This is a genomic window from Streptomyces tendae, assembly GCF_014650435.1.
Taxonomy (GTDB): domain Bacteria; phylum Actinomycetota; class Actinomycetes; order Streptomycetales; family Streptomycetaceae; genus Streptomyces; species Streptomyces tendae.
In genome coordinates, this window is record NZ_BMUY01000002.1 from 360,150 (window position 1) to 377,987 (window position 17,838).

At 75.3% G+C, this 17,838-nt stretch carries 15 protein-coding genes; 4 read left to right on the forward strand and 11 right to left on the reverse strand.

Features of this window, described 5'->3' with window-relative positions; translation table 11 throughout:
- Window position 1 precedes the first annotated feature (1 nt).
- A complete protein-coding gene (locus tag IE258_RS06610; protein ID WP_189740160.1) occupies window positions 2–2,554 on the forward strand; it encodes an FtsX-like permease family protein in 2,553 nt (850 codons plus the stop codon).
- A 453-nt stretch (window positions 2,555–3,007) separates the two neighbouring features.
- Here the strand turns inward: IE258_RS06610 and IE258_RS06615 are convergent, their stop codons facing one another.
- The 10 genes from IE258_RS06615 to IE258_RS06660 all read right to left on the reverse strand — a co-directional run bounded on the left by IE258_RS06615 (window position 3,008) and on the right by IE258_RS06660 (window position 14,923).
- Window positions 3,008–5,524: an ABC transporter permease gene (locus IE258_RS06615; RefSeq protein WP_189740163.1), complete on the reverse strand. Its 2,517-nt coding sequence runs from the start codon at window positions 5,522–5,524 to the stop codon at window positions 3,008–3,010.
- The gene (locus IE258_RS06620) at window positions 5,521–6,369 is read right to left on the reverse strand and encodes an ABC transporter ATP-binding protein (protein ID WP_189740166.1); all 849 of its coding nucleotides are present in this window, start codon (window positions 6,367–6,369) and stop codon (window positions 5,521–5,523) included. The genes IE258_RS06615 and IE258_RS06620 overlap by 4 nt, the downstream gene beginning before the upstream one ends.
- 163 nt (window positions 6,370–6,532) lie before the next feature.
- On the reverse strand, window positions 6,533–7,207 hold the full coding sequence (locus IE258_RS06625) for a response regulator (protein WP_003975186.1): 675 nt from the start codon (window positions 7,205–7,207) through the stop codon (window positions 6,533–6,535).
- Window positions 7,204–8,499 (reverse strand): sensor histidine kinase, encoded by a 1,296-nt coding sequence (locus tag IE258_RS06630; RefSeq protein ID WP_189740170.1) that lies wholly within the window; start codon window positions 8,497–8,499, stop codon window positions 7,204–7,206. Before IE258_RS06630 ends, IE258_RS06625 begins: the two co-directional genes overlap by 4 nt.
- Before the next feature lie 126 nt (window positions 8,500–8,625).
- A complete protein-coding gene (locus IE258_RS06635; protein ID WP_189740173.1) occupies window positions 8,626–9,702 on the reverse strand; it encodes a fatty acid desaturase family protein in 1,077 nt (358 codons plus the stop codon).
- Window positions 9,703–9,822: 120 nt separating this feature from the next.
- Window positions 9,823–11,034 carry an acyltransferase family protein gene (locus tag IE258_RS06640; protein WP_189740176.1) on the reverse strand — a complete coding sequence of 404 codons (1,212 nt, stop codon included), beginning with the start codon at window positions 11,032–11,034 and terminating at the stop codon, window positions 9,823–9,825.
- Window positions 11,031–12,008 carry an alpha/beta hydrolase gene (locus tag IE258_RS06645; protein ID WP_189740179.1) on the reverse strand — a complete coding sequence of 326 codons (978 nt, stop codon included), beginning with the start codon at window positions 12,006–12,008 and terminating at the stop codon, window positions 11,031–11,033. The genes IE258_RS06640 and IE258_RS06645 overlap by 4 nt, the downstream gene beginning before the upstream one ends.
- Before the next feature lie 96 nt (window positions 12,009–12,104).
- Complete coding sequence (locus IE258_RS06650) at window positions 12,105–12,392, reverse strand: hypothetical protein (protein ID WP_229891961.1); 288 nt, start codon at window positions 12,390–12,392, stop codon at window positions 12,105–12,107.
- Between the two features lie 78 nt (window positions 12,393–12,470).
- Window positions 12,471–13,493, reverse strand: a complete 1,023-nt coding sequence (locus IE258_RS06655; protein ID WP_189740183.1) for a hemolysin family protein — start codon at window positions 13,491–13,493, stop codon at window positions 12,471–12,473.
- Complete coding sequence (locus IE258_RS06660) at window positions 13,490–14,923, reverse strand: hemolysin family protein (RefSeq protein WP_229891962.1); 1,434 nt, start codon at window positions 14,921–14,923, stop codon at window positions 13,490–13,492. Before IE258_RS06660 ends, IE258_RS06655 begins: the two co-directional genes overlap by 4 nt.
- Window positions 14,924–15,193: 270 nt before the next feature.
- Between IE258_RS06660 and IE258_RS06665 the strand changes: the two genes are divergently transcribed.
- The 3 genes from IE258_RS06665 to IE258_RS06675 all read left to right on the forward strand — a co-directional run bounded on the left by IE258_RS06665 (window position 15,194) and on the right by IE258_RS06675 (window position 17,066).
- Window positions 15,194–16,138: a sporulation protein gene (locus IE258_RS06665; protein WP_189740186.1), complete on the forward strand. Its 945-nt coding sequence runs from the start codon at window positions 15,194–15,196 to the stop codon at window positions 16,136–16,138.
- A 127-nt stretch (window positions 16,139–16,265) separates the two neighbouring features.
- On the forward strand, window positions 16,266–16,721 hold the full coding sequence (locus IE258_RS06670; protein ID WP_127894980.1) for a tellurite resistance TerB family protein: 456 nt from the start codon (window positions 16,266–16,268) through the stop codon (window positions 16,719–16,721).
- 120 nt (window positions 16,722–16,841) lie between these two features.
- Window positions 16,842–17,066, forward strand: coding sequence for a twin-arginine translocase TatA/TatE family subunit (locus IE258_RS06675; RefSeq protein ID WP_127894981.1), 225 nt, complete (start codon window positions 16,842–16,844; stop codon window positions 17,064–17,066).
- A 12-nt stretch (window positions 17,067–17,078) separates the two neighbouring features.
- On the opposite strand, the gene IE258_RS06680 is transcribed toward IE258_RS06675, so the two are convergent.
- On the reverse strand, window positions 17,079–17,819 hold the full coding sequence (locus tag IE258_RS06680; RefSeq protein ID WP_189740190.1) for a TetR/AcrR family transcriptional regulator: 741 nt from the start codon (window positions 17,817–17,819) through the stop codon (window positions 17,079–17,081).
- Window positions 17,820–17,838 lie beyond the last annotated feature (19 nt).

The window sequence follows — 17,838 nt, forward strand, 5'->3', positions numbered from 1 at the left end:
CATGCTGCACCTCGCCCTGCGCATGGCCGCGCACCGGATCACCGCCCTGCTCGCCGTGGCGTGCGCGGTCCTCGGCGGCGCGGCCCTGATCACCACCACCGGCGTACTCGCCGAGTCCGGGCTGCGCTCGCAGCTGCCGCCCGGGCGGCTCGCCGGCGCGGACGTCGTGGTCGCCGCCGAGCAGGAGTTCCACCCGAGCGGTGACCTGCCGATCGCGCTGCCCGAGCGGGCCACCGTCCCGGCCCGGCTCGTCGACCGGCTGGCCGCCCTGCCCGGCGTGACCGCGGCCGTCGGCGACATCGGCTTCCCGGCCGCGCTCCTCGACGGGCACGGACGGCCCGTCCCCGTCGCCCAGGACCCGGCGACGGCGGGTCACGGCTGGTCCTCGACACGGCTGCTGTCCGGCGCGCGGGTCGAAGGGCGGGCGCCGTCCGGTGCGAAGACCGTCGCCGTGGACGCGGCGGCGGCCGACGCGGCGGGCCTCGCGGTGGGCGACCGGGTCCGGGTCGTGGCCGACGGCCGCCCCGCCGCCGCCTACCGGGTCTCCGCCCTGGTCGACGCCCCGGGCGCGGACGGCGGCGTCTGGTTCGCGGACGGGACGGCCGCCGCGCTGGCCGGGCGGAGCACCGGGGGCGAAGGGCCGCGGGCCGGGACCGTGGACCTGGTCGGCCTGCGGGCCGCCGACGGCGCCGGGGAGCGGGTGGCCGACGCCGTCCGCGCGGAGGTCGCGGGCACGGGGCTCCGGGTGACCACCGGTGCGGACCGGGGCGAGGCGGTGGCGCCGGGCGTGGGTTCGGCACGCTCGCTGCTGATCCTGCTCGCCGGTTCGCTCGGCGGGATCGTGCTGCTGATCACCGGGTTCGTCGTCGCGGGCGCGCTGGGGGTGACCATCGCCGGGCAGCGCCGCGACCTGGCGCTGATGCGGGCGGTCGGCGCCACGCCCCGGCAGATCCGCCGCCTGGCCGCCGCGCAGTCGACGGTCGTCGCGGCCCTCGCCCTGGTCCCGGGCGTGGCGGTCGGCTACCTGCTGGCGGGACGCTTCCGGGAGCTGCTGGCCGACCGCGACGTACTCCCGTCCGAACTCCCCCTCACCGTGGGTCCGTTGCCCGCCCTCGCCACGCTGCTCCTGGTCGCGGCGGCCGTGCAGCTCTCCGCCCGGTGCGCGGCCTGGCGCACCTCGCGGATGCCGGCCACCGAGGCGGTCGCCGAGTCGCGCAGCGAGCCGCGCACACCGTCGCGGGCGCGGACCACGGCCGGGCTGCTGCTGATCCTGGGTGCCTGCGCGCTCTCGGTGGTGCCGCTGCTGTCCCGGACGGTCCTCGGGGCCTCGGTCACCTCCGTCGCGGGCATCGTCGCCGCGATCGGCCTGGCGATGTCCGGACCGGCGCTGGTCAGGAGCGCGGGCGAAGCCGTGGTACGGCGGCTGCGGCCCGGGGCGGCGGCGCCGACGTGGCTGGCGCTGTCCAACGTACGGGCCTACGCCCTGCGTCTTTCGGGCGTGGTCAGCCCGCTGGCCATGGGCGTCGTCTTCGTCCTGACCTACACCCTCACCCAGACCACGGTGCTGGCCGCCACCTCCGACGACACCCGCACCGGCACGCTCGCCCAGTACGAGCTGACGGCGCCCGCGCTGGGCGGGCTGCCCGACGGCACCCTGTCCGCCGTGCGGGACGTGCCCGGCGTACGGGCGGCGGCACCGGCCGGGACGACCACGGTGGTGTGGGAGTACGACGAGCTGGGCGAGCCCGCGGCCGAGTCGGCCTCGGCGATGATCCTCGCGCCGGACGCCCGGGGCGTGGTGGACCTCGGGGTGACCGACGGCGGCCTGGACCGGCTGACCGGGGCGACCGTCGCCGTCAGCGCCGAGGCCGCCCGCACGCGCGACGCCGGGCTCGGGAAGCGGGTGCGCCTGGTGCTCGGCGACGGGGCGCGGGTCGACGCCCGGGTCGTCGCCGTGTACGACCGGGGGCTGGGATTCGGGCCGGTCGTCCTCTCCCGCGAACTGGCCGCCGGGCACACCACGACCGGCCTCGACCAGCGGGCCCTGGTCCGCACCGACGGCACGCGGGAGGCGGGGCGGGCGCTCGCCGCGCTGGCCGCCGACCGCCCCGGCCTCGCCGTCGCGAGCACCGCCCAGGACGCCACCGGCGCGGACGCGCCGCCCGAGGTGTGGGTCAACCTGGCGGTGGTCGTGGTGCTCCTCGGCTACCTGCTGCTGAGCATCGCCAACAAGCTGGTCGCCGCCACCGCCCAGCGCCGGGCGGAGATCGCCGCGCTGCGCCTGGTCGGCACGACCCCGCGCCAGGTCCGCGCGATGATGCGCCGCGAGGCCGCGGTGATCGCCGCCGCGGCCCTCGTCTCCGGGCTCCTGCTGTCCGCCGTCCCCCTGGCCCTCCTCGGCCAGGGCTTCCTCGGCCACCCCTGGCCGGCCGGCCCGTCCTGGCTCCTCCCGGCGGTGGCGGCAACGGTGGCCCTGACCTCGTACCTCACCATCGAACTCCCCACCCGCCACGCCCTGCGCACACCCCCGGCGGACGCGTTGCGAACGGGCTGACGGCGGGGCGGGGCCGCCGCCACGGGCGGGCCTTCGCGGCCAGCCCCCATCGGACCCGCCGCCAGGGGGACTGACGGCGAGGCCCGGTGGGACCGCCGCCACAGGCAGCCGGACCCCCGCGACCGGCGGCGCGCGCACCGGGACACCCCCGGCAGACGGACCCTCCGGCCGGGCCCCGGGCCTTCCCGCGGGGCGAGCCCTCGCCGCCGATGCGTGCCGCGCCGGACGGCCTTCGCCGCCGGGTGCCGCGACCGGACGCATGCCTCGTCGACCGGGGCGCCGGGGGCACCGCCGCGCGAGCGGACGCGCCTTCCCGCCGCCGACACGCCCCGACTCCCCGGGGCCCGCCGTGACGGGGCCCTCGGGGAGTTCGGGTGCGGGCCGGTGGCGGCCGGACCGTCCGGGTGGGCCCGGGAGCCGGGGCGTCGGGCGGGCCGGGCCGTTCGCCGGGGCTCATGGGCGTCGGCTGCGCAGGGTTCTGTGGGCCGGGAGGGTGACGGAGGCCAGGCCGAGGATGGCCGCGGTCGCGGCGAAGGCGGCGTACAGCAGGGGTGGGACGTGCGGGAACTCGCCGGTCAGGCCGCGCATCATCGGAGTCAGCGTGATCATGGCGATGGCGGTGCCCAGGGCCACGCCCGCCGCCGACACCAGCAAGCTCTCCCAGCCCAGCATGCGCAGCACCTGGCGCCGGGTGGAGCCGACGAGGCGGAGCGTGTGCAGTTCGCGGCGGCGGTCCAGGACCGTCATCACCAGGGTGTTGACCGCGGCGACGGCGGCGAAGCCGCCCAGGACGGCGGCCATCATGTAGTTGGCCCAGGCGCCGAACTCGCGGTCCACGTTCTGCGCGAGCGCGTAGCCGGAGGCGTCGGTGACCTCGCCGAGCGCCCGCAGCGGTCCCGCCTCGCCGCCACTGACCAGCAGCGTGTCGGCGAAGGGCGACGTGACGTGGCCGTCCAGGGCGGCGCGGTCCATGGTCACGGCGGGCAGGCCCAGGCCGCGGCCGTAGACGGCGACCACTTCCGGGTCGGCCTTCGTGCCGTCGGGGAGGTAGAGGGGCAGTTTGTCGCCGAGGCCGACGTCCGTGGCGGTGGCGAGGGTCTTGTCGATGGCGATCCGGCCCGGCCCCACCCGGTCCAGGCCGCCCTCGCGCACGTCCAGGTCCTGGACCTTCGCGAGCTGCGCGCCGGAGCCCGAGACGCCCTGCGTCGCCGTTCCCTGCAGCGAGGTCTCGCCACCGCCGCGGACGGGCACCAGCACCTGCGTGTCCAGCAGGCTCACGGCCGCGTCGACGCCCGGTGCGCGGGCAGCCCGGTCGGCGGCGTCGGCGGGCAGGCCCGCCGGGGCGGTGACGACGTGGTCCGCCGTGATGCCGTCGCGGAGCTGCTCCGAGGCGACGTGGCTCTCGCTGGTGTGCATGAAGACCAGCGTCGAGGCGAAGGCCATCGCCAGCACGATCGGCGTGATCGCGGAGGCCAGGCGGCGGGCGTTCGTACGGGAGTTGGCGGCGGCCAGCGACGCGGAGGCGTCACCGCCGCGCAGCAGCAGGCCGAACAGCCCCGCGCACAGCCGGGCCAGGATCGGGCCCAGCAGGGCGACGGCCAGCATGAAGAGCATGACGACGCCGAGCGAGGCGTTGGCCGCGTCGGAACCGGCGGCGGAGGCCGCCACACCGGCGAGCGCCGAACCGCCGCCCACCGCTGCCACACCGAGGACCGTACGGACGACACCCGGCCGCAGCCGCTCCACCGATGCCTCGGCGAGCGCCTGACCCGGCTTGATCTTCGCGGGCCTGCGCCCGGCCGCCCAGCCGGCACCGAGCGCCGTGAGCAGCCCCACGCCCACGGCGGCGAGCAGCGGGAACCCCGAGACGTGCAGTTCGACCGCCTCGGGGACGGCCCCGCGGTCCTGCATCTGCCCGAACCACCAGTGCGCGAGCCCGATGCCCGGCAGGCAGCCGAGCAGCCCGGCGAGCGGGGCGACCAGCAGCGCCTCGGCGGCGACGGCACGGCGGATCTGCCGCGGGGTGGCGCCGACGGCGCGCAGCAGCGCGAACTCGCGGGTGCGCTGGCCGACGGAGAGCGCGACCGTACCGGCCGCGGTGAAGACGGCGACCAGCGTGGCGATCCCGCCGAAGGAACCGCCGACCGCGAAGAGCGTCTCCTTGCCGTACGCCAGCCCGTGGTCCTCGACCTCACCGCGGTCGTCGCCGGTGAGCGTCCGCGCGCCGGAGCCGGCCAGGGCCTTCTCGACGGCCGCGGCGAGGGCGTCCGTGTCGGCCCCCTCCTTCGCCATGACGGCGATGGCGTCGGCCTTGCCGGGGTGCCCCGCCAGCACGGGCGCCTCGGCGTCGGCGAACCAGGCGGTGCCCACGCCGTCCGCCCCCTCGTCCGCGGTGTCCCCCGCACCGGCCTCGGCCAGCCCGGACACCCGGAAGTCGGCCGGCCCGTCGGCGGTCTCCAGCGCGACGGTGTCGCCGACGCCGACCCGCGCGGTGCGGGCCGCGTCGGCGCCCAGGACCACCTCGCCCGTGTGCGGCGCGGCGCCCTGCGTCAACGCGGTGCCGGTGAAGGCGTGCGAGCCCCAGCCGTGGCCGGTGAGCGCGCCCGACGGGCCGTCACCGCCGTGCACCGGGAAGGTGAAGTCCGGTACGGCGGTGGCCGCGCCCGGCACCCCGGCGGCCTTCGCCGCGAGCCCCGCGTCCACGCGGGCGGTGTCCGGCAGCGGGTACGCGGTCTCCTCGGGGCCGTCGACGGTGTCGGCGACGACGCGCGCGGACTGGTCGGCGGCCGCGACGACCGGCGCGTTCGCGTACCGCTCCGCCGGTACCGAGGCGCGGATGCTGGTCTCAAGGAGCACCCCGCAGGCCGCGACGACCAGCGCCGACATCATCAGCGCGACGAACGTGCCCGCGAACGAGGCGGGCTTGAAGCGCACGGCCGCGCGGGCGAGGCCGTTGGGCTTGACGCTCATGCCGCCACCCCCGCACCGGCCCCGGCCATCGCCCGCGTACGCCCGGTGAGCGCGGTCATCCGTGCCGCGATCTGCTCCGCCGAGCCCCGCTCCAGGTGGTCGGCGAAGGACCCGTCGGCGAGGAACAGCACGCGGTCGGCCCAGGCGGCCGCGGCCGGGTCGTGGGTGACCATGACGACGGTGGCGCCGAGCGTGTCCACCGCGTGCCGGAGCAGTCCGAGCACCTCCGCCGCGGTGCCGGTGTCGAGGGCGCCGGTGGGCTCGTCGGCGAAGATCACGTCGGGGGCGGTGACCAGGGCGCGGGCGACGGCCACGCGCTGCTGCTGGCCGCCGGACAGCTCGCCGGGCCGGCGCCGCGCCTTGTCGGCGAGCCCGACCTGCGCGAGCACCGCGGCGGCGCGGCCGCGGTCCTGGCGCTGCCCGGCCAGGCGCATGGGCAGCAGGACGTTCTGCTCCACGGTCAGCGACGGCAGCAGGTTGAACGCCTGGAAGACGAAGCCGAGGCGGCTGCGGCGCAGCTCCGTCAGCTCGTTCTCGTCCATGCCGGTGATCTCCGTACCGCCGAGGCGCACCGAACCCGCCGACGGCCGGTCGAGCCCGGCGGCACACTGCAGGAACGTCGACTTGCCGGACCCGGAGGGGCCCATGACGGCGGTGAAGGTGCCGCGCGGGAGGGCGAGGTCGACGCCCGCGAGCGCGTGCACGGTGCCCGCGCCGCGGCCATACTGCCGCCGGACCCCGCGCAGTTCGACGGCGAGCCCGGGTGTGGCGGCCGGGGCCTCGGGGCGGTGGTCCGCCCCGGCCCGGTCGTCCGCCTGCCGCCGCTTGCCCTTGCGTAGCCTCATGGTGCCGTCTCCTCGTCGGTGCGCTCGTGCGTCTTGATGACGAGGTGAAGAGTGCGGGGGCGGCTCGGCGCCGGGCGTCATACCGGGGAGCCAATGTGGAGGTGCTACCCCGGTAGGGGGAGAAGGAGGAGGCGGCCGGGCCCGCGGGACCGGCCGGGCGGGACTACTCTCCCGGGGCCACGAGCCCCGACTCGTACGCGAAGACCACCGCCTGCGCCCGGTCGCGCAAATCGAGCTTGGTGAGGACACGGCTCACGTGGGTCTTCACCGTCTGCTCGGCCAGCACCAGGGTCCGGGCGATCTCCGTGTTCGACTGGCCGCGGGCGACCAGGGTGAGTACCTCGGTCTCGCGTTCGGTCAGGCCCTTGAGCCGCAGCGCGGGCTTGCCCCGTGAGGCGGGGCGCTGCTGGGCGAAGTCCGCGATCAAACGGCGCGTCACCGAGGGGGCGAGCAGTGCGTCGCCCGAGGCCACCACGCGGACCGCCGCGATGAGGTCGGCGGGCGGCGCGTCCTTGAGCAGGAAGCCGCTGGCGCCGGCCCGCAGCGCCTCGTACACGTAGTCGTCGACGTCGAACGTGGTGAGCATCAGGACCCGCGGCCGGTGGGTCACCCCCGGCGGGGGCGACAGCAGGCGGCGCGCGGCCTCCAGCCCGTCCATCTCGGGCATCCGCACGTCCATCAGCACGACGTCCGGATGCGTGCGCCGGCTCAGCTCGACGCCCTGGGCGCCGTCGGGGGCCTCGCCCACCACGTCGATGTCGCTCTGGGCGGCCAGCAGCGCGGCGAAGCCCGCCCGCACCATGGCCTGGTCGTCGACGATGATGACGCGCGTGGTCACGTGAGGTCCTCTTCCGTCAGGGGGAGTTGTGCGGCGACCCGGAAGCCGCCGTCCGGCAGCGGCCCCGCATCGAGGGTGCCGCCGACCAGCCGCACCCGTTCGCGCATGCCGACCAGTCCGTGCCCGGTGCCGCCCACTTCGAGCGGTCCGGCGGGCGGCTCGGGCGGCGGGTCGTTGACGACCAGAACGGTGAGCCGCTCCCCGCCCCGCCCGACAGCGAGTTGCTCCCCGCCCCGGCCGTCGGCGGGCTGCTCCCCGCCCTGCCCGTCGGCGGGCCGCGACACCGACAGCGACACGTGCGTCGCGGCTCCGGGCGCGTGCCGTACGACGTTCGCGAGGGCCTCCTGGACGATCCGGTACGCCGACAGGCCCACCGCCTCGGGCACCTCGGCGTCGCAGGGGGTGAAGTCCACCGGGCCGCCCGTCCTCGCGGTCGCCTCCACCAGTTGCCCGATCTGCGCGAGGCCGGGCTGGGGCGCGAGTTCGCCGTGCGCCTCCTCGTTGCGCAGCACGCCGAGCAGGCGTCGCATCTCGCCGAGCGACTCCCGCGCGGTCGCCGCGATGGACGTGAACTCCTCCCGCACGTCCGGCGGCAGCGCCGCGAGGCGGTACTCGGCGGTGTCCGCCTGCACGGTGATGACGGACATGTGGTGCGCCACCACGTCGTGCAGCTCGCGCGCGATGCGGGCGCGTTCCTCCAGCAGCGTGCGCCGGCCCCGCTCGGCCTCGCTGATCGTCTCCTGCTCGACCAGCCTGCGCTGCACCTCGGACCGCTCGCGCAGCACACCGCCCAGCAGCAGCGCGACGCCCCCGAGGATGGTGAACAGCAGTTCCTTGGCGCCGGAGCCGTGCGGGGCGGCGAATCCCAGGCCGACGTTGGCGCCCGCCGTCGCCAGCCACACCAGCACCAGCGTCCGGCGCCGCTCGCGCAGGCCCAGGGCGAGGCAGAGGGCGACGTACCCGACGAGTTCCATGGGCGGGAACGGCCACAGCAGCCGCTGCTCGAAGTCGACGCCGAGCAGGGCGAGCGCCCCGGCCACGTCCGCGGCGAAGACCACGTACCAGGCGTGCAGCGGCCGTACGACGGCGAGCAGCAGCGGCGCGGACTGCGCCACGGCCAGCGCGCTCGCGACGCCGCCGTTCAGCCCGTAGTCGGCGGTGAGGACCACGATGGTGGTGGGCAGCAGCACGACGCACAGCACGAACGCCACGGCCCACGGCAGCGCCCGCACCCACCGCCGCGACGCCCCCGCGAGCAGCGCACGCGGACGTCCCTCCTCCACTGGGGTCATGGGCACCAGCCTAGGCGCCCGGTGTGCGCCACGACGGCGTCCGAAGGGGCGGCGTCCGCGGGCACGCACGGCATCGGCTCCTCGGCTGTCGGTTCCTGGGGTGTCGGCCCCTCAGATGTCGGCTCCTCAGATGTCGGCACGCAGCGGTTCTCCCACCTCGTGCATGTGCCGCAGGGCCTGCCGGTAGGAGTCGACGAGGCCGGTCTCCGCGTAGGGGAGGCCGAGGTCGCGGCAGCGGGCCTTGACCGCACCCCGGGCGAGCCGGAGGTGCGGGCGGGGCATGCTGGGGAACAGGTGGTGCTCGATCTGGTAGTTGAGGCCGCCGAGGAACCAGTCGGTGACGAAGCCGCCCCTGATGTTGCGGGAGGTGAGCACCTGGCGTCGCAGGTGGCCCCACTTCTCGCCGTCGGGGTCGGGCATGTCCATCCCCTTGTGGTTGGGCGCGAAGGCCAGGCCAAGATGCAGTCCGAACAGGGCCTGGTGGACCGCGGCGAAGACGACGGCGTGCGCGAGCGGCATGGTCGTCAGGAGCAGGGTGGCGTACCCGGCGACGTGCGCGGCGAGGAGCGTGCCCTCCACGAGGCGCTCGCGGCCGCTCTGGCGGCGCAGGTCCCGGAAGCCGTGGACCTTCAGGGCGACGCCTTCGAGGAGGGTGAGGGGGAAGAACAGCCACGCCTGGTGCCGGGTCAGCCAGCCGCGGAAACCCGTGCGGACGGCAGCCTGTTCGCTGGTGAAGACCAGGACGTCGGCGGCGACGTCGGGGTCCTTGTCGATGTGGTTGGGGTTGGCGTGGTGGCGGTTGTGCTTGTCGTTCCACCAGGCGTAGCTCATGCCGAGCAGCAGGTTGCCGTGGACGAGCCCGATGCGGCGGTTCACGGCGCGGTCGCCGCTGATCTGGGCGTGGCCCGCGTCGTGGCCGATGAACGCCGTGCGGGCGCACAGGACGGCGAGGACGGGTGCGAGGGCGAGCACCCACCACGAACCGCCGAGGAACGCCATGCCGGTGCCGACGGCGACCAGACCGAGGGCGTTGGCCGCGATGGCGCGCGCGTACCAGCCGGTGCGCCGTTCGAGCAGTCGCTGCCCCTTGACGTCGCGCAGCAGCGGCGTGAACTCACTGCCGGTGTCGGGTGGGGCGGCGCCCGGCGGGGAGGTGTCCGGCGGGAGTATGTCCGGCGGGGAGGTGTCGCGGGCCGGGGGCATGGGGGCTCCTTGAGGCTGAGGTCGGGACGGGGTCGAGTCGGACCGGATCGGGCCGGATCGGGCCGAGTCGGATCAGGCCGGGCCGGATCGGGCCGCGTCGGGTCTGTCGGAGTCGCCGTCTCACGCGGCCAGCGCGAAGTAGCCGAAGCCCGCCGCCAGCACCGCCGCCGCCGCGCGCCGGGCCGTGCCGGTGCGATCCCACGGGGCCTCCAGCGGCCGGGCGAACTTCGCGATCACCACGAGCAGCCCCGCGAAGAGCGGCATCCAGGCCAGCCGCGCCAGAACCCATCCGCCCGTGTCGGGTGCGCCGGTCAGACCGGGGACCTCCCCGACGTACGAGGCGGGGACGGCGGCGGCGAGCATCGCCGTCTGGTGCCAGCACAGGATGGTCATCGCCGACAGGTTGACGACCACCACCGGCGCCCACAGGGCGGGCCGCCGCAGCAGCCGGGCCAGCCGGTCGCGCAACAGGATCGCCGCGCCGGACTGGGCCGCGGCGAGCGCGAGGACCAGCAGGGACGGTGGGTGGGAGTTGGTCCGGTCCTCGCCCGGCACGCCCACCATCGACATCGGGTAGTGGAAGGCGAGCAGCAGCGTGGCGAACAGCGCCGTACCGCCGGCCAGCAGCAGCCACGCCCCGCGCCTGCCGATCCGCCCGTCCGCCCAGGACACTCCGAGCTGGTAGGCGAACATCCAGCCCGGCAGCAGGTTGAGCAGACTCAGCCAGGACGGCATCGCGTCCGCGTACGGCCCGTAGCGCAGGAGGTCGACCACCGCGACCGACCCGATCAACGGCACCGCGGCCCAGGCGCCGAGGCGTCGGGACGCGCGGACGCAGTACGGCGTGAGGGCCGTGATCACGGCGTAGACGCCGACGAACCACAACGGCTGGACGACCAGGGTCGACGCGGTGTGCAGGGTGTCGGCCGGCACCCCGGCGCCGTAGTGCAGCAGGGGGAGCAGCAGCGCCCATACGGCCGTGACGCCGAGGACCGGCCGCCCCAGCCGCCTGAGCCGCCCGACCGTCCACTCCCGCACCGACCCCTTGCGGCGCCGGTAGGAGAGGTACGAGGAGTAGCCGCCGACCAGAAAGAAGATGCCCAGCATCTGCAGGACCCAGCTCGCCGGGGCCAGGCCGCCGAAGGTGGCCAGCGGACTGGCGTTGTGCAGCCCGCCGCCGTCGAGGGTGAACCCGCCGACCAGCCAGTGCCCGGTCGGGACGGCCAGCAGCGCCAACGCGCGCAGGCCATCGATCGCACGGTCGCGGTGGGCCGGAGTCCGCTCGTCGACCCGGGCGCCGAACCGGGCGAACGCGGCACGCGGGCCCCTCATGACAGCGCTCCGTCCGCTATCGCCGCGAACGCGGTCAGGGTGGAGGTGCCGGGGGCGAAGTACTCGTCGTGCGCCGGGACGTCGTCGGCGGGCAGGACGGTCGCGCCGAAGCCGGGCGAGGTGGGGTCCGCGCCGTGACCGAGGCCCAGGAACTCGACGTTGGGGACGCGGCCGATCCAGTCGTGCGGGGACTTCGCCGCCCAGACGTGGGCGTCCGTGCCGAGTGCGCCGACGTCGGCGGCGCGCATGCCGGGCGAGCCCATGACGACGATGTCGCTCGCGTCGGTGTCGTCGGCGGCCAGGCCGCAGACCACGGAGCCGTAGCTGTGGCAGAAGAGGGCGGGGTCGGGCAGACCGGCCGCGTCCAGCCCCTCGGTGAGACGGACCAGCCGCTCGGCCCCCGCCTCGGCGAGCCGGCCCGTGGCCAGGTCGAGCCCGATGCCGGAGGGCGTCGTGTACCCGGCCCAGGCGATGACGGCTGTGTCGTCGCCCGCCGCCGCCTGGAGGTCGGCGGCCCGCTCGGCCGTACGGTCGAAGGTCTCGGCGTCGATGTCCGAGCCCGGGACGATCACCGAGACGTGGGCGGCGCTCTCCAGGTCGCCCGCGACCCGCGCGATCGTCCCGCGCCCGCGCGGGTCGTACGCCAGCACCCGGTCGCCCGCGGGCGCGTTGGCCTCGTAACGGAGGTGCACGGGGACGCCGTCGAGGTTGCCCACCACGGTGGGGTGGTCCTCGACGAGTCTGTCCTGCTGGGCGTGGCTCAGACCGGCGAAGAACGCCGCCACCTCCGCCGGGGTGGCGGTGGCGGGGTCCGGCAGTTTCCGGCCCAGGGAATCGTCCGCCAGCCAGGAAGCGGTACCGGGAAGCGGACCGCTCGGCACGCTCCCGCTGCTCGCCGACGCCCAGCCGGCCGTGCCGCCGACCAGCAGCGTGGTCAGTACGGCGGTGGTCAGGAACCTCCTGAAGCGACCCATCCGTCCGCCTCCTCCGTCTCGTCGTGGCGCTGACGGAGGGAAGGTAGGAAGACGGCACCGGCCGGCACGTCACCCCGGGGAGCCAAGCCGCGGATGCTACCCGGGTAGGGGGTCGGCTACGAGTCGGCCACGTCGGTGACCGACCCGTCGGTCAGACGGAGGCCGCCGTCCACTCCCGCAGCAGCGCCAGGCGACCAGCTCCCCGACGGTGCTGGTGCCGTCGGCGAGGCGGCCGAGCAGGGTGCGGGAGAGGTCGTACTCGTCCGGCGTGCGGATCCCGCCGGCGACGGCGGCCAGGGCGCTCGCCTCGACCGCCCCGTCGGCCTCCGTCTCCACGCACACCGTGAAGAGCGGCGGGTGCTCCCCGTCCCCGGTCAGCCGCACATGGCGGTCTCCTCCGGCGGTACGCACGTCACTGTCGCCGGAGGAGACGATCGCGGCCCGGGGGGGAGGTTCCCGGCGTCAGGCCACCGGCGTCGTCGGGCCCACCAGTTCCGTCAGGACGTCCTCCATCGTGACGAAGCCCAGGACCGCGCCCGTCTCGCCGGTGACGGCGGCCAGGTGGCTGTCCTCGGTGCGCAGGGCGGTGAGGGTGTCGTCCAGGGGGGTGTCGATGCGGACGCGGGTGACGCGGTGGAGGGCCGTGCGCGGGAAGGGGCTCTCGCGGTCGGTCAGGCCCAGGGTGTCCTTGATGTGCAGGTAGCCGAGGACGGTGCCGCCGGGGCCGGTGACCGGGAAGCGGGAGTAGCCCGCGTCGGCGGCCAGGCGTTCCAGCTCGGCCGGGGTGACCGTGTGCGGGACCGAGCGCATCTTCTGGGCCGGGACCAGGATCTCGCCGACCGGGCGGGTGCCCAGCTCCAGCGCGTCGCGCAGGCGCTCGCCGTCGGCCGGGGTGAGCAGTCCGGCCTCGCTGGCGTCGACCACCATGCGGGCCAGCTGGTCGTCGGTGAAGACGGCCTCGACCTCGTCCTTCGGCTCCACCCGCAGCAGCTTGAGGAGCGTGTTGGCGAAGGCGTTGATGCCGAAGACGACCGGCTTCAGGGCCCGGGTGAGGGCGACCAGCGGCGGGCCGAGGATCAGCGCGGTGGTCGCCGGGGCGGCCAGCGCGATGTTCTTCGGGATCATCTCGCCGATCAGCATGTGGAGGTACGTCGCCAGGGTCAGGGCGATGGCGAAGGCCACCGGGTGGACCAGCGCGTGCGGCATGTGGACCGCCTCGAACACCGGCTCCATCAGGTGCGCGATGGCCGGCTCCGCGACCGCGCCGAGCACCAGGGAGGAGACGGTGATGCCGAGCTGGGCCGTGGCCATCATCTGGGAGATGTGCTGGAGGCCCCACAGGGTCATCCGGGCGCGCTTGTCGCCCGTCTTCGCGCGCGGCTCGATCTGGCTGCGGCGCACCGAGATCATGGCGAACTCGGCGCCCACGAAGAACGCGTTGGTCAGCAGCGTCAGCGCGCCGATGAAGAGCTGTACGACGGTCATCGGGCCAGCTCCCGCTCGTCGTGCGCCGACGGTTCATGCGCCGACGGTTCGTGCGCCGACCGCTCGTGGGATGCCGGTGCGGGCGACGTCCGCTCACGCTCCGGCCGCTCGTGCGCCGGCGCGTCGTCGGCCGCCGGGGCGGTGACGCGCAGGCGGTCGGCGCGGTGGTGGTCGACGTCGAGGACGTCGATGCGCCAGCCGTCCAGGGCGACCACGTCGCCCTTGGCGGGGATGCGCGTCAGACGGGTGGCGACCAGGCCGGCCAGGGTCTCGTACGGCCCCTCCGGCGCGGTCAGGCCGATGCGCTCCAGGTGGTCGAGGCGCAGCGAGCCGTCGGCCTCCCAGGCCGCGCGGCCGTCCGGGTCGGCGGGGGCGGGCAGCAGGTCCGGTATCTCGACCGGGTCGTGCTCGTCGCGCACCTCTCCGACGACCTCCTCGACGATGTCCTCGACCGTCGCCACGCCCGCCGTACCGCCGTACTCGTCGATGACGACGGCCATGGTGCGGGTGGCGCGCATGCGCTCCAGGAGACGGTCGGCGGGCAGGCTGTCCGGCACCAGGAGCGGCGCGGTGGCCAGCTCGGTGACGGGGGTGTCCCGGCGCTTGTCCGGCTCCAGGGCCAGCACGTCGCGGATGTGGACGGTGCCGACGACCTCGTCCAGGCTGTCCCGGTAGACCGGGAAGCGGGACAGGCCGGTGGCGTGCGAGAGGTTCGCGGCGTCGGCGGCGGTGGCGTGCGCCTCCAGGGCCTTGACGTCCACGCGCGGCGTCATGACGTTCTCCGCGGTCAGCTCGCTCAGGTGGAGCGTACGGACGAACAGCTCGGCCGAGTCCGCCTCCAGGGCGCCCTCCGCGGCCGAGTGCTGGGCGAGGGCGACCAGCTCCTCGGCGCTGCGGGCGGAGGCCAGCTCCTCGGCCGGTTCCAGGCCGAAGCGGCGCACGAAGCGGTTCGCCGTGTTGTTCAGGTGCCGGATGAAGGGGCCGAAGGCGGTGGTGAAGCCGCGCTGCGGGCCCGCGACGACCTTCGCGACGGCCAGCGGGCGGGAGATCGCCCAGTTCTTGGGGACCAGCTCGCCGACGACCATCAGGACGACGGTGGAGAGGACCACGCCGAGCAGGGTCGCCACCGTCGAGGCGGCGCCGCCCAGGCCGATCGCCGTCAGCGGGCCGCGCAGCAGCACCGCGATCGACGGCTCGGCCAGCATGCCGATGACCAGCGAGGTCACCGTGATGCCGAGCTGGGCGCCGGACAGCTGGAGGGTCAGGGACCGTACGGCCTTCAGGGCGCCGTCGGCACCGCGCTCACCGGACTCGGCGGCACGCTCCAGGTCGGAGCGCTCGACGGTGGTGAGGGAGAACTCGGCCGCGACGAAGAGGGCGCAGGCCAGGGTGAGGAGGAGGGCCAGCAGGAGGAGCAGGACCTCGGTCACCGTGCCACCCCGCTTCCCTCACGCGCATACGGGGGCACTGGCGGGCCGGCCGAGATACGGCCGGTACTGGGAGGCTCCATTACGGAACGGGACTCCTTAACGGGGTCGGTGGGCGCCGGTACCAGCCGGGCGCCCGAGGGTTCTCCCTCATGGTAAAGGACGAGCAAAAAGATCGGGAGTCCTGAGGCCCCTATGCTTCTACTCGCCTGTAGAGAACGGCCGGACGGCTCCGGTTGTTCCCCGCCCGAAAGTGAAGGAGCGAACGCCTCGATGGTGTTCAAGCGGCTGCTCGGTTCCCTCGGCGTGGGCGGACCCACGGTGGACACGGTCCTCGACCCGGGCGCCGCTCGGCCGGGCGGCACGCTGTCGGGCCGGGTCCGCCTCGCCGGCGGCACCTCCGGCCACGACGTCGAGCACGTCGTGCTGGAGCTGGTGGCCCGCGTGGAGAGGGGGAACGGGGAGCACGGTGACGGCGAGGGCGTCGTCGTCTTCGGCCGGCACACCGTCGGCGGGACCTTCCGGCTCGCGGCGGGTGAGGAGACGAGCCTCCCGTTCACGGTGACGCTGCCCTGGGAGACCCCGGCCACCGAGCTGTACGGGCGTCCGCTGGGCATCGTGCTCGGCGTGCGCACCGAACTGGCGGTCGCCGGCGCCCGGGACAGGGGCGACCTGGACCCGCTCACCGTGGCGCCGCTCCCGGCCCAGGAGGCCGTCCTGGAGGCCCTCGGCGCGCTCGGCTTCGGCTTCCGCTCGGCCGACCTGCAGTACGGACGCATCGGGGGCACCGGGCAGCGGCTGCCCTTCCACCAGGAGATCGAGCTGACCCCGCCCCCGCGCTACGCCCACCAGGTCGACGAGATCGAGCTGACCTTCCTGGCCGTGCCGGGCGCCCTGGAGGTGGTGCTGGAGGCGGACAAGCGCGGCGGCCCGTTCGCCGACGGCCGCGGCGGCCACGACGCGCTCAGCCGCTTCACCGTCCCGCACGAGGGCCCCGCCGGGCCGCACGACTGGTCCGCCCTCGTCGACGGCTGGATCCAGGAGCTGGTCGAGCACCGCGCGTCGTACGGCTCCCACGCGGTGTACGGCCACGAGTCCGGGGTCGGCGCCGCCGTCCTGGCCGGGGCCGCGGGAATCGCCGGGGGGATGGTGGCGGCCGAGGTCGTGGACGAGGTGGGGGACTTCTTCGAGGGCGACTCGGACGACGGGGAAGGCTGATAACTTCTACAGTGATGTAGAGGGACAGGCGGCCGGGTCGGCGCGAGTCGGGCCGGGCCGAGCCGGTCCCGGACGCCCTCGATCAGCACCCCCTTCCCGTCCGACCGGTACGGAGTACGGAGTTCTCATGGCCCTGTGGGACCGCTTCAAGGAGTCCGCGTCGCAGATGCAGACGCAGCTCGTGGCGAAGAAGAACGACCTCAAGAGCGGCGCCTTCCGCGACGCGAGCATGGCGATGTGCGCGCTGGTCGCGGCGGCCGACGGCAGCGTCGACCCCTCGGAGCGGCAGCGGGTCGCCCAGCTGATCTCGACCAACGAGGTGCTGCAGAACTTCCCCGCCGACGACCTGCGCCGCCGCTTCGAGAGCAACCTGGACAAGCTGACCGCCGACTTCGCCTTCGGCAAGGTCGGCATCCTCCAGGAGATCGCCAAGGCGAAGAAGAAGCCCGCCGAGGCACGGGCCGTGGTCCAGATCGGCATCGTGATCGGCGGCGCCGACGGGGACTTCGACAAGGACGAGCGCGCCGTGGTCCGCGAGGCGTGCTACGCCCTGGACCTGCCGCCGCACGAGTTCGACCTCTGAACGAGTTCGACCTCTGACAGCCTCCGGGCCGCGCGGGCACCGGGCCCGCCGGCCTTGCCGTAGATTCCGTGGTCGGGTCCGTGCCGCGGACCCGCACCGTACGTTCACCAGGGGAGCGCCGTGTTCGGACTGAGCGAGCTCGCGATCATTCTCATCGTCGTCGCGGCCGTCCTGGCCGTGAAGAAACTCCCCGAGCTGACCCGCTCGGCCGGCAAGTCGGCCCGCATCCTCAAGTCCGAGGCCCGCGCGGCGAGGGACGCGGACGAACCGGGGACGCCGCGCGTCATCCAGGGCGAGACGGTCAAGCGCGAGGACCCCGGCACCGACACCGGCCCCCGGGGCTGAGCCCGGCCCGCCTCACGCGCCGGGGGCGCGGTCCCCGGCGCGGGTGCGGTGCGGACCCAGCTCACGCAGCACCTCGCCGAGTTCGGCGGCGGTGAGTGCGGGCGCGGGCAGCGCCCCGGCGACCGGCGCGGTGCGCAGCCCCGCCAGGAACAGGGCGAGGGGGCGCCGCCAGGCGTCCGACGGGGCGGCTGTCGCGGCGCCGGGCGCCGCCCCGTCCGTCGGCGTCGTCGTCGCCGCGGTCAGGGCCGGGACGGCTCGGCCGAGGGCCGCGAGGCCGAACAGTACGTCCTCGGTGGTGACGTCGGCGCGGACGGTGCCCTCGTCGCGGAGCCGGGACAGCAGCGCGTCCACGGTCCCGCGGTTGTGCTCGTGCACGGCCTCCAGACTCCCGACGCCCCGCAGATGCGTGGTCATGAGGTCGTTGGAGCCGCGGTCGGCGGCCAGGGTGCCGAAGACCGCCTCCAGATAGGCGGTGAGGCCCGCCCACGCGTCCGGGGCCCTCCTGGCCCGCTCGCCGGCGTCCATCGTGCCCGTCAGCGAATCCCGGAACACGGCGTCCACCAGGGCGGCACGGGTGGGGAAGTGGCGGTAGAGCGTCGCGTTGCCGACCCCCGCCCGGCGCGCGATCACGTCCAGCGGCGCGTCCAGCCCCTGCTCGGTGAACACCTCGTGGGCCGCCTCCAGCAGAAGCTCCCGGTTGCGCCGTGCGTCACGTCGCTGCCGGGGCGCTCCGTCGCGTGCGCCGACGGTCATCCTCACCCTCCGGGTCGTA

Coding starts and splice junctions, on each gene's coding strand:
- IE258_RS06610 (WP_189740160.1), top strand. CDS start 2: ATGCTGCACCTCGCCCTGCGCATGGCCGCGCACCGGATCACCGCCCTG.
- IE258_RS06615 (WP_189740163.1), bottom strand. CDS start 5,524: ATGAGCGTCAAGCCCAACGGCCTCGCCCGCGCGGCCGTGCGCTTCAAG.
- IE258_RS06620 (WP_189740166.1), bottom strand. CDS start 6,369: ATGAGGCTACGCAAGGGCAAGCGGCGGCAGGCGGACGACCGGGCCGGG.
- IE258_RS06630 (WP_189740170.1), bottom strand. CDS start 8,499: ATGACCCCAGTGGAGGAGGGACGTCCGCGTGCGCTGCTCGCGGGGGCG.
- IE258_RS06635 (WP_189740173.1), bottom strand. CDS start 9,702: ATGCCCCCGGCCCGCGACACCTCCCCGCCGGACATACTCCCGCCGGAC.
- IE258_RS06640 (WP_189740176.1), bottom strand. CDS start 11,034: ATGAGGGGCCCGCGTGCCGCGTTCGCCCGGTTCGGCGCCCGGGTCGAC.
- IE258_RS06645 (WP_189740179.1), bottom strand. CDS start 12,008: ATGGGTCGCTTCAGGAGGTTCCTGACCACCGCCGTACTGACCACGCTG.
- IE258_RS06655 (WP_189740183.1), bottom strand. CDS start 13,493: ATGACCGTCGTACAGCTCTTCATCGGCGCGCTGACGCTGCTGACCAAC.
- IE258_RS06665 (WP_189740186.1), top strand. CDS start 15,194: ATGGTGTTCAAGCGGCTGCTCGGTTCCCTCGGCGTGGGCGGACCCACG.
- IE258_RS06670 (WP_127894980.1), top strand. CDS start 16,266: ATGGCCCTGTGGGACCGCTTCAAGGAGTCCGCGTCGCAGATGCAGACG.
- IE258_RS06680 (WP_189740190.1), bottom strand. CDS start 17,819: ATGACCGTCGGCGCACGCGACGGAGCGCCCCGGCAGCGACGTGACGCA.